Source organism: Natrinema soli, assembly GCF_028618695.1.
The window spans coordinates 1-10,333 of sequence record NZ_JAQIVI010000387.1; the positions used below are offsets into that span (position 1 = coordinate 1).

Annotated in this window: 12 protein-coding genes; 7 read left to right on the plus strand and 5 right to left on the minus strand. The window is 64.1% G+C overall.

Translation table 11 applies throughout. From position 1 onward, the window contains the following. Positions 1–373: DUF7523 family protein (locus PGX04_RS21600; protein WP_425498456.1), on the minus strand; the 373-nt coding region annotated here is incomplete at its 3' end. 167 nt (positions 374–540) lie between these two features. Here PGX04_RS21600 and PGX04_RS21605 point away from each other — a divergent pair. The 6 genes from PGX04_RS21605 (at position 541) to PGX04_RS21630 (ending at position 4,973) form a co-directional block, all read left to right on the plus strand. Next, the gene (locus PGX04_RS21605) at positions 541–867 is read left to right on the plus strand and encodes a NifU family protein (protein ID WP_273740394.1); all 327 of its coding nucleotides are present in this window, start codon (positions 541–543) and stop codon (positions 865–867) included. A gap of 97 nt (positions 868–964) precedes the next feature. Next, entirely contained in the window at positions 965–1,222 is a 258-nt protein-coding gene (locus PGX04_RS21610; RefSeq protein WP_098727121.1) for a BolA family protein, read from the plus strand. Positions 1,223–1,451: 229 nt separating this feature from the next. Continuing rightward, positions 1,452–1,955, plus strand: a complete 504-nt coding sequence (locus PGX04_RS21615) for a universal stress protein (RefSeq protein ID WP_273740395.1) — start codon at positions 1,452–1,454, stop codon at positions 1,953–1,955. Between the two features lie 98 nt (positions 1,956–2,053). After that, positions 2,054–2,515 carry a PH domain-containing protein gene (locus tag PGX04_RS21620; RefSeq protein WP_273740396.1) on the plus strand — a complete coding sequence of 154 codons (462 nt, stop codon included), beginning with the start codon at positions 2,054–2,056 and terminating at the stop codon, positions 2,513–2,515. 1 nt (position 2,516) lies between these two features. Further along, positions 2,517–4,118, plus strand: coding sequence for a PH domain-containing protein (locus PGX04_RS21625; protein WP_273740397.1), 1,602 nt, complete (start codon positions 2,517–2,519; stop codon positions 4,116–4,118). Between the two features lie 99 nt (positions 4,119–4,217). Beyond that, complete coding sequence (locus PGX04_RS21630) at positions 4,218–4,973, plus strand: DUF4013 domain-containing protein (protein ID WP_273740398.1); 756 nt, start codon at positions 4,218–4,220, stop codon at positions 4,971–4,973. Positions 4,974–5,069: 96 nt separating this feature from the next. On the opposite strand, the gene PGX04_RS21635 is transcribed toward PGX04_RS21630, so the two are convergent. From PGX04_RS21635 to PGX04_RS21650, 4 genes are read right to left on the minus strand one after another with little or no spacing between them, the layout of a single operon-like run. Then, positions 5,070–6,242 (minus strand): ABC transporter ATP-binding protein, encoded by a 1,173-nt coding sequence (locus tag PGX04_RS21635; protein WP_273740399.1) that lies wholly within the window; start codon positions 6,240–6,242, stop codon positions 5,070–5,072. Between the two features lie 40 nt (positions 6,243–6,282). Next, complete coding sequence (locus PGX04_RS21640) at positions 6,283–7,212, minus strand: carbohydrate ABC transporter permease (RefSeq protein ID WP_273740400.1); 930 nt, start codon at positions 7,210–7,212, stop codon at positions 6,283–6,285. Further along, the gene (locus PGX04_RS21645; protein ID WP_273740401.1) at positions 7,209–8,180 is read right to left on the minus strand and encodes a carbohydrate ABC transporter permease; all 972 of its coding nucleotides are present in this window, start codon (positions 8,178–8,180) and stop codon (positions 7,209–7,211) included. Before PGX04_RS21645 ends, PGX04_RS21640 begins: the two co-directional genes overlap by 4 nt. 14 nt (positions 8,181–8,194) lie before the next feature. Beyond that, positions 8,195–9,421 (minus strand): ABC transporter substrate-binding protein, encoded by a 1,227-nt coding sequence (locus PGX04_RS21650; protein WP_273740402.1) that lies wholly within the window; start codon positions 9,419–9,421, stop codon positions 8,195–8,197. Positions 9,422–9,663: 242 nt separating this feature from the next. Here PGX04_RS21650 and PGX04_RS21655 point away from each other — a divergent pair. Continuing rightward, the coding region (locus tag PGX04_RS21655; RefSeq protein ID WP_273740403.1) for a lyase family protein at positions 9,664–10,333 on the plus strand (670 nt) is incomplete at its 3' end.

The following is a 10,333-nucleotide window of genomic DNA, read 5'->3' on the forward strand; positions in this document are numbered from 1 at the left end:
GCACCGCTGCGAGTGCCGCCGTGTCCACATCACCGGTCGCGACGATGGCGGTTCGGTCGCCGCCGCAGGCACCGAAAGCCGTGCCGCCGACAGTGACGAGCGCGTCGTCTCCATCGGTCGAGGTCCCGCGTTCGTCCCCGCTCTCGAGCGGCCCGATCCCGCTCTCCATTCGGACGCGGACGTCTCGCGACTCGGTCTCGTAGGCCGGCAACTCCTCGGCGTACCGACGGAGTGCCGTCGCGATGGCGTCGATCTCACCGTCGACATCGAGATAACGGGCGGCGGCGGTGTAGTTGACGACGCCGGCTCGCAGGGCGGTCCGGAGGAACGGGTGGCGGTCGACCGCCCGCCGCGTCTCGGCTGCCAGTGACATATCGGAGACGGCGTCTCGAGTCGACATAAAGTCGCCGTCATCTCGGCCCGCGCGGGCCGGTGCGCTCTCGGTTCGGCCGGCTCGAGGACAGTCGTACCGGCTCGAGGACGGGGCGCGTGAACCGGTTCGCCCGACAGTATATATCTCTCCAGTTGCTTGGTGCAACTATGAGTGAGTCCGAGACGGAGCAATCCCCCGAGGACGCCGTTCGCGAAGACGTATCGCTGTTCCTCCGCCGGAACTTTCCCCAGATCGAGATGCACGGCGGCGATTCGTCGATCACCGACGTCGACCTGGACGAGCGCCGCGTCTCGATCAACCTCAGCGGCGCGTGCAGCGGCTGCGGGGTCAGTCCGATGACGACGCAGGCGATTCAGCAGCGTCTCCCGGCCGAAATAGACGGAATCGACCACGTCTCCGTGAGTACCGGGCTCGACGGACTGGCCGAGCAGGGCTCCTCGGGTCGCGACGTCCCGCCCGATACCCCGTTCTGAGTCCGGGCGAGCAGTCCGCCGCCTTCGAACGGGACTACGTCACGTCTCACTGGCCGCGACCGGGGCGCTTTTGCCTCGAGCGCGTTTTTCTCCCACTATGAATCCAGCTGCCGTCGAGGAACTCATCGAATCGAATCTCGAGGATTGCGAGGCGACGGTCTCCCACGCGCGTGACGAACACGACGAGGACCACCTCGCCGCGACGGTCGTCTCCCCCGTCTTCGATGGGCTGCCGCTCGTCCAGCAACACCAGCAAGTGTACGACGCGCTCGGCGACCACATGACGACCGACATCCACGCCCTCGAGCTATCGACGTACACCCCCGAGGAGTACGCTGATCTCGAGGCCGAGTAGCGGGACGTCCGTCACCGCGGTCGCCGTCGCACCCCGACAGTCGGATACTGGTTCGACTGCATCCGGACTGTGCCGCCAAACGCCGGCGACGTGTTCGTGCGATCGTGCACTCGTTTCACGCCGCGAAGCCGATTCACGGTCCGTATTCGGACGCGAGGAACGAAATCATGAGGCACTATGCATACTTTTCTGGACAATTATTTGGCTCTCTGCCCGGTATAGTGAGGTAATGTCATCGAAGTCGAGAAGAGCGAACGAACCTGCCACGACCGGTGGCCAGAACGTCGCGGATGCGCTCCCGAACGAGAGGGGGAAATTCGATCGCGTCCTGGTCGCGATCAACGGCGAGACGGACGATGCGGTCGGTTCGGTCGCGGTCTCGGAAGCGGTCCGTCACGACGCGCGAGTCGACGCGCTGTCGGTCGTTCGAATGAACGCATCGGTCGACCGGTGGGACGTGGTCGTAGAGAGACGCGAGGCGAGCGCCGAAGCGGCCCTGGATGCGATCGGCGACGCGGCCACCGAAACCGACGTTTCGGTCGCAAAGCGGCTCCGGTACGGCGATCCGGCCGATGAGATCGTTCGCTACGCGAGCCACAACGATATCGATCTCATCGTGCTGGGCGAACCGACTCGAACCGGCCTCCGTCGATACCTCTCCTCGACGAGCGTCACCGAACGAGTCCGCCGATCGGCGTCCGTGCCCGTGCTCACGGTCCCCAGCGGGAACTGACCGCTACCACTGTCGACCGATTATCTTGTTGACTAATTATCTCCTCGAGCGTCCGTCGGAACCGTAGTTTTATCCACCAGTCTTGACACGTTATACGTATGGAGTCCCTCCACCCCCGCATCAGGTTACTCTGGATCGCCCGTGGGGCGATCGTCGCGATCGTCCTCGGCGGGATCCTCTTCGGCCTCGATCAGTGGCAGTTCAGCGTTCCACTGGCGGCAATCGCCGGCGTCGTCGCGATCGGACTCGTCCTGGGAACCGTCTACGCCGTCCGCCTGTATCAGCTCTGGCGGTTCGAGCTGCAGGACGACGCCCTCTACCTCGAGCGCGGCGTCGTCACGTTCGTCGAGACGGCCGTTCCCTTCGTCCGCGTCCAGCACGTCGACACCCAGTTCGGCCCCGTCGAGCGGGTGCTCGGCCTCTCGAGCGTCGTGGTCTACACGGCCGGCTCCCGGAACGCGGACGTCCGGATCCCGGGGCTGACCCCCGATCGCGCGCGGAGTCTCCAGGACACCCTCCGCGAACTGGCCGTCGAGAGCGAGGCCGAGGACGCCGTCTGACATGAATCGCTTACATCCGCTCAGTGCGGTGACGCTGGCGCTCCAGCGCGGGCTGACCGGGTTCTCGATTCCGGTCCTCCTCATGGGTCTCGGTTCCGGCCTGCTCGGCATCGACAGCGACGCGCTGTTGGTGCTGGTCCCGATCGGCCTCGTCGCCGGCGTCGGCTACGGGATCGCGTACTACTATCGGTTCGCCTACGAAGCGACGCCGGACACCTTCGACGTCACCGCGGGCGTTCTCTCCCGCCGGTCCCGAGAGATACCGTACCGCCGTATTCAGAACGTCGACGTCTCACAGAGCGTGTTCCAACGCGTTCTCGGACTCGCCGTCGTCTCGATCGAGACCGCCGGCGGCGGCGACACGGAGGCGACGCTGAACTACGTCAGCGAGGGCGAAGCCGAGCGCCTTCGTGCCGAAATCCGCCGACTGACGGGCGGTACGGACGCCGAAGCGGACACTGACGAGCGCGCGGCCCCGACCGACGGCGACGATTCGGCTACCGATGTCGGCGAGAGGGTACAGCAAACGCCCTCTCGAGACGAGGGGAAACCGACCCTCCTGTTCGACCTCGAGTTCCGCGAGCTCCTGCTCTACGCGCTGACCTCGTTCCGGTGGGGCGCGGCGGTCTTTCCGATCGCACTGCTGTTCTTCCTGGGCGGTGCCGATTCCGGTTCGGGCCTCATCCCCGCGTTCGTTCTCGACATCGCCCGCCCCTTCGGGGGTCCGGAGGCACTCGACGGAGCCGGCGTCGGGCCGCTCCTCGTCTTGATCGGACTCTCCCTCATCCAGTGGTCGGTCGCCACGTACGTCTCGAGCGCGATCTACACGGTCGCGAACTACTACGGGTTCCGCCTCGGGCGGGCCGGGGACGACTTCGTCTACGAGCGCGGGCTGATCCAGCGCTACAGCGGCTCGATCCCCGTCGAGAAGGTCCAGTCGGTCACCGTCACCGAGAACCCGCTCCAGCGGCTAGTCGGCTACGCCGGCCTCTGGGTCGAAACCGCGGGCTACGGCCCCGATAGCGGCGCCGGGAGCCAGTCGGCCGTCCCCCTGGCCGGGACCGATCGCGTCTACCGGTTCGCCGAGAGCCTCACCGGCATCGAATCCCCTCGATTCCGATCTCCGCCGACGCTGGCCCGCCGGCGCTATCTCGTCCGGTACGCCATCGTCGCGGCCGCCGTCGTTACCGCGGCGTTCGGGCTCGCGCAGGTCACCGACCTCGAGCGCTGGTATCTCGCTGCGGTCGTCTTCGCCGCAGTGCCACCTGCGGCCCACCTGAAGTACGTCAATCTGGGCTACTTCGTCGGCGAGGACCATCTCGTAATTCGGTGCGGCTTCTGGAAGCGCCGGACGACCGTCATTCCCTACTACCGCATTCAGACGGTCTCGACGCAGCGGTCGATCTTCCAGCGCCGGCTCGAACTGGCGTCGCTGGCCGTCGACACCGCCAGCTCGCGCACGTTCGCCTGGGGAACGCCGACGATCGACGATATCGCCCTCGAGGACGCGCGTGCGGTTCACGAAACCAGTCGAGAGCATCTGCAGGTGGCCCTGCGCGAACGTGCTCGAGACGACGTCGGGCTATCGGTGGATTTTACCTGACCGGCGGAGTCAAGCGGTCTGGAATCCGGTTCGACGCTCGGCGGTGTCTGACCGCAACAGACCACGTCGCTTTTGCCCCGACCGTTCCACTCGCTCCGTATGGATCCAGAGGGCATCGGTCGGCCGATCGAGGACCAGCAGCAGGGAGGCATGATCGCCGATGCGCTTCGGTACCCAGTTAGTGATGTGCTCGGGCGGACAGCGTTGCTCAGAAGTAGCGTCTGCGTCGTTGCGATCGCGGTCGGGTTGCGGTACGCGGCGGCGTTCTCGCCGACGATGGTCGCGCTCATCCCCGCACTCGTCTCGTTTCTCGGCATCGTCGTCCTCTTGGGAACGACGGCGTTCGTACTCGGGGTTGCCGAGCAGCGATCGCAGCCGTCCATACGGGCGGTCGTCCGACCCGGCCTCGAGGCGTTCGCGTTGTCGATCGTGTTCCTCGTCCCGTCGGTCATCCTGCTGGCACGGTCGCTGACCGTGACGCCGGCGGCGCTCGCACTCGAGAACGGTACAGGACTGTTTTCGCTCGTCTCGTCGACCGCATCGCTGTTCTTCTTCGTCGCGTGTACGTACGTCTACCCGGCCGCGGTAGCCGCGAACGTCTCGACCGGACGGCTCCGAACGGCTGTCGAGGCCGACACGTTACTCCCCGTGTTGACCGCCCCGACGTACTTCCTCCGGTGGATCGCCGGGTTTTCGGCCGTCGTTCTCGCGGTGTGGCTCGCCGTCACGTCCATTCGTCGCGGCGACGCGCCGGGGGTAATCGCCGCCGCGGCCGCCGCCTACCTTCTCGTCGCGAGTGCCCGTATCGTCGGCGTCGGCTACGCTCGAGCGGCGAGCAGTGACACGAAGTCGTAGCCACGCGACGGCAGTCGACCGGAACTCGCGACGGAAGAAAGAAACAGCACTGCGAACCGTCCGACAACCGTGGGACCCGGTCCCGATCCTCGCCGATCAGACGTTCGGCACTCGCGGCTCGTTGCTCTCGACGCGGCGGTTGTGGAGTGCCTCGTTGGTTTTCGCATCGAAGACGTGAATCGCGTCCTCGGGAATGTGAACGATCACGCGTTCGCCGGCGTCGATCCGACTCATCCCGTCGATCGTCGCGATGGCCGTCTCGTTCCCGTCGTCACCGAGTTCGAGATAGACGATATTCTCGTCACCGGTCGGTTCGACGACGCTGACCGTCGCAGGGATGGTGTGGCCGTCCGCTCGCCGATTCTCACCCTCGCTGCGTTCGATACTGATGTCCTCCGGACGCACACCGAGGACGAGGTCGCTTCGATCGCCGATCGCTGTCGAAATGTCGTCAGAGACGGTGTAATTGAGGATATCGCCGTCGAGGACGGTCCCGTCGTCATCTGCGTCGCGGCGCGTCACGTCGAAGAAGTTCATCGCCGGTTCGCCGATGAAGTCCGCGACGAACACGTTCGCGGGCTCGTGGTAGCACTCGAGCGGCGTCCCGACCTGCTGCAGTTCGCCGTCGTTGAGGATGGCGATTCGGTCGCCCATCGTCATCGCTTCCGTCTGATCGTGGGTCACGTAGACCGTCGTCGTCTCGAGTTGCTCCTGCAGTTGCTGGAGCTCGGTCCGCATCTGCGCGCGGAGCTTGGCGTCGAGGTTCGACAGCGGCTCGTCCATCAGGAACACGGCGGGCTCCCGAACGATCGCGCGACCGAGCGCGACCCGCTGTTGCTGGCCGCCCGAGAGCTCCTCGGGTTTCCGGTCCAGCAGGGGATCGATCCCCATCATTTCGGCGGTCTCTTCGACTCGCGTGGCGATTTCGTCGCCCGGGAGGTCGGTGGACTCCTCGAGTCCGAACGCCATGTTCTCCCGAACGGTCATGTGCGGATACAGCGCGTAGGACTGGAACACCATCGCGATGTTCCGTTCTTTCGCCGGCAGGTCGTTGATCACTCGGTCGTCGAGGCGAATATCGCCGTCCGAAATCGTCTCGAGGCCCGCGATCATCCGCAGTGTCGTCGACTTGCCACAGCCCGAGGGGCCGACGAGAACGAGGAACTCCCCGTCCTCGATGTCGAGCGATACATCGTTGACGGCAACGATCTCGTTGCCGTCGTTTTCCGTGAATACTTTTCGTACGTCGTCGAGTTGGGTTTCTGCCATCGTCAGATCCTCCGTTTCCGTACCAGTAGTCGTCGGTCGGTCATGTCTGTACCCCTTCCGCGAACTTGTCGGCGAACAGTACGTAGACGAGCAGCGTTGGGAGTGCCGTGATGAACGCGCCCGCCATTCGGAGCGGGTAGTCCGTTCCCTCGAGCGACTGGCCGAGCCCTGACAGGATAAGGGTCGCGGATGCGGCCGGATTGTTGATGCTCCCGATGATCGTCAGCGAGAACAGGAACTCGTTCCAGATCTGCGTGAACTGGAAGATGAACACGACCGCGAACATCGGTATCGACAGCGGCAGAACGATCCGCCGGTAGACCCGCCAGACCGACGCGCCGTCGAGCCTCGCGGCCTCGATCATCTCGTCGGACATCGTCTTGTACTGCGAGCGGAACAGCAGCGTCACGATCGGAATCCCGTACGCCGTATGCGTGATGATCAGTTCGAGGATCGTCGCGTAGTGTGGCTCGAGCAGCGGGAGGCCCCACAGGAACGAGAGTCGCGCGCCCAGTTGCATGTACTGACTCCAGAACTGGAAGAGCGGGACGATCACTGCCTGGTACGGGACGAAAATGCCCGCGATGAACAGCGCCAGCACGGCGATCTGACCGCGCCAGTCGACGAGCGTCAGTCCGTACGCGGCCATGCTGCCGAGGATCGCACACAGGATCGTCGAGGGGATGGTGAACAGCATGCTGTTGACCATCCCGGGTGCGAGGAAATCGAACGCGACCTGCCACTTCTCGAACGTAATCCCGGTCGCAGAGAGGGGCGGAAGGAACGGGAAGGTCTCTTGGAGTGCGGTCGACGTTTTGATCGACGTCACGAGTCCGGACTCGATCGGGATCAGGTAGAACCCGACGAGACCGATCAGCGTCGCGTACAGTCCCACGCGGCTAATCGAAATCCCACTGGTCTCGTGCTCCGTCGCCGTCGCCTCCTCGGTGGTAACTGTCTTTTCGCTCATAGGTTCCCTCGCTTGTATTGGTTGTACAGATACGGCGCGATGACCGCCAGCGACACGGCGAACAACATGATCGCGATCGACGACCCGTACGCCCACTCGGATCGGCCGAACGACTCGCGGACCATCTTGGTCGCCAGGATGTCGGCCCCGCGCCGGGGTCGGTAGCCGTCGAAGGTCGCGTACAGGAAGTCGAAGGCCTTCAGCGCGAACAGCACTAACACGACGGACGCGCTGACCGTCGCCGGCCGTAACTGCGGAACGATTACGCGCCAATACATCCGAACCGTGCTCGCACCGTCGACTCGTGCGGCCTCGTACTGGTCGTTCGGGATCGATCGGAGCGCGGCGAGGTAGATGATCATCGTGTACCCGCTGAACTGCCAGACGAGCGCGAAGATCACCGCCCCCAACACGAGACGAGGACTCCCCAGCCAGTTGTAGGGCCCGAGGCCGAAGATGCCGATGAACTGGTTGACGATGCCGTTGTTCACGTTGTACATCCACCGCCAGAACTGGGCCGTGACGATGAACGAGAGGGCGAACGGGAGGAGATAGATCGTCCGAAACGACCTATTGAATCGGATCTCGCGATCGAGCAGCAGCGCTAACAGGAGACCGACGATCAGACAGATGATCGTAAATCCAATGAGTAGAACGAACGTGTTCCGCGTCGCTGCCCACATTCCCGGATCGTCCAACATCGCCCAGTAGTTCTGCAGACTCAGGTTGCTGTAGTCCGGATCTCCGAATCCCGAGTACTCCGTCAGCGAGAGCAGGAGGTTCCAGCCGATCGCGGCGTAGACGAAAAACCCCATCAACAGGAACGGCGGCAGCCAGAACGGCGACGACTGCACGATGTCGCTGTCGAGCCAGCGTCGGAGCGTCGAGCGCTCCTCGGCAGTCCCCCCGTCCGTCCTGACGCGTCGCTTACGCCGGACGCTACGCAGTAATTCGAAAAAACGTTTCATAGTCTTGGAACGAGTTAGACGGCGTCCATGAACCCGCTCGTCGCACCGTCGACATTGTAGGGGTCCGCGAAGTTGTTGTTGAGGACTTCCTCGAGATCGGACTGGGTGTTCGTGTCCACGGCGAGTCCGTGTGCGAGCGTCGGCGGCTTCTCCGAGGCGTTGTCGAAGTCGTCGATCGTGTCCGTGAGATACTCATTGAACTCGTCGGTAGACACGTCCGACAGCGTCGGGATCGATCCCTTGTACTGGTTGAACGCGACCTGCGCCGTTTCGGACCCGACGAACTGCAACCAGGTCGCGGTATCGTCGGGCGTCGGATTATCATTCGGGTAGATGAAAGAGTCGATGTGGAGGGTGTAGTAGTCCTCCGTCCCGGGGTATCGGATCGCGTCCCAGTCGGTGCCGTACTCGATATTCTGGTCTCCCGAGATGTACGCGCCGGCGGCCCAGTTCCCCTGATGGATGAACGCGGCGTCGCCGCTCATGATGTCCCGGTTGACTTCGGTGAAGTCGACGGAGGTTGCGTCGTTGTTGATGTAGCCGAGGATCTGCTCGAGTTTCTCGAACGTGTCGCGGACGGCGGCCTCGTCGCCGTCGCCCTCGATGAAGTTCATGTAGGCCTCGTAGCCGTGTTCGCCGAGCATCGTCTGCGCCCACGTCTGGAGGATACACCACGTCGCGAGCGAGAACGCGAACGGCGTCGCGTCGGTCTCCGACTCCACGGCGTCCAGCGCGTTGATCAGTGCGTCGGCGCTGTCGATCGAACTCGGATCGACGCCGGCGCTCTCGAGGACCCCGACGTTGTAGAAGAGATCGTTCAGGCGATGGGAACCGAGCGGGACCGCCGAGAAACCGCCGTTGTTCTGGCAGAGTTCGACCGCTTCCTCGACGTGGGCCTCCTTCAGGTCGGCCTCGTCCCAGACCTCCGACTCGATGTCGCCGACGGCGTCCCCGTACTGCTCTAAGTTCGCACCGGGCCAGCCGGCGAACGAACTCGGCGTATCGCCGCCCTGGAGACGGTTGGAAACCGTCTGGTCGAGCGTCGTGTTTCCACCGCCACCGATCGGATTCTCGTCGTAGTCGACGTCCGAGTGCTCGTCCTCGAACGCCTCGAAGAGCGCGTCAGCGGCCTCTTTCCCGTCGCCGCCGGTCCATCCGTGGAGGACCTCGAGTGTATCGCTGCCACCGCCTGTACATCCTGCGAGACCAGCGAGCCCCGCTGCACCTGCCCCTTTCAGCACCGTTCTCCGTGGTACCTTGTTAGCGTCAGTCACTGCGAATCACACATGATAGATTGTATGGGTCCTACTTAATAGTTTTCAAAATTAATTATGTTCTGAGTGAATGGTTTAATTTGATAGGAGTTGGCCGGATGCCCACTGGAATATCGGCACGGTGCACGTCAGTACGGTTACGCGGGCCTGCGTCGGGACCCAGAATCAGACCGGTGGATTTTACGCACCCGGCCGTCAACGCACCGCACATGAGCGAGGATTACAGAGTCGAACGCGACAGTCTCGGCGAAATGCAGGTGCCCGCGGACGCCTACTGGGGCGCACAGACCCAGCGCGCGATTCAGAACTTCCCCATCTCGGGGATCACGTTCAGTCGACGATTCGTCCGCGGGCTCGGTGTCGTCAAGAAGGCCGCCGCACAGGCCAACCGCGATCTCGGCCTGATCGACGACGACGTCGCCGAGGCGATCATCGAGGCCGCCGACGAGGTCATCGCCGGCGAACACGACGACCAGTTCCCGGTCGACATCTTCCAGACCGGCTCCGGGACCTCCTCGAACATGAACGCGAACGAGGTCATCGCCAACCGCGCCGCCGAACTCATGGGCAGCGAGATCGGCGACCGCGTCGTCCACCCCAACGACCACGTCAACTACGGCCAGTCGAGCAACGACGTCATTCCGACCGCGATGCACGTCGCCTCCCTCGAGGCCGTCGAGAAAGACGTCATCCCGGCGCTCGACACCCTCCGCGAGGCGCTCGAGGAGAAGGAAGAAGCGTTCGACGACGTGGTCAAGACGGGGCGAACCCACTTGCAGGACGCGACGCCGGTCACGCTGGGCCAGGAGTTCGGCGGCTACCGGACGCAGATCGCGAAGGGCTTGGCGCGCGTCGACGGCGTTCGCGACCACCTCGGCG

Coding starts and splice junctions, on each gene's coding strand:
- PGX04_RS21605 (WP_273740394.1), top strand. CDS start 541: ATGAGTGAGTCCGAGACGGAGCAATCCCCCGAGGACGCCGTTCGCGAA.
- PGX04_RS21610 (WP_098727121.1), top strand. CDS start 965: ATGAATCCAGCTGCCGTCGAGGAACTCATCGAATCGAATCTCGAGGAT.
- PGX04_RS21615 (WP_273740395.1), top strand. CDS start 1,452: ATGTCATCGAAGTCGAGAAGAGCGAACGAACCTGCCACGACCGGTGGC.
- PGX04_RS21620 (WP_273740396.1), top strand. CDS start 2,054: ATGGAGTCCCTCCACCCCCGCATCAGGTTACTCTGGATCGCCCGTGGG.
- PGX04_RS21625 (WP_273740397.1), top strand. CDS start 2,517: ATGAATCGCTTACATCCGCTCAGTGCGGTGACGCTGGCGCTCCAGCGC.
- PGX04_RS21630 (WP_273740398.1), top strand. CDS start 4,218: ATGGATCCAGAGGGCATCGGTCGGCCGATCGAGGACCAGCAGCAGGGA.
- PGX04_RS21635 (WP_273740399.1), bottom strand. CDS start 6,242: ATGGCAGAAACCCAACTCGACGACGTACGAAAAGTATTCACGGAAAAC.
- PGX04_RS21640 (WP_273740400.1), bottom strand. CDS start 7,212: ATGAGCGAAAAGACAGTTACCACCGAGGAGGCGACGGCGACGGAGCAC.
- PGX04_RS21645 (WP_273740401.1), bottom strand. CDS start 8,180: ATGAAACGTTTTTTCGAATTACTGCGTAGCGTCCGGCGTAAGCGACGC.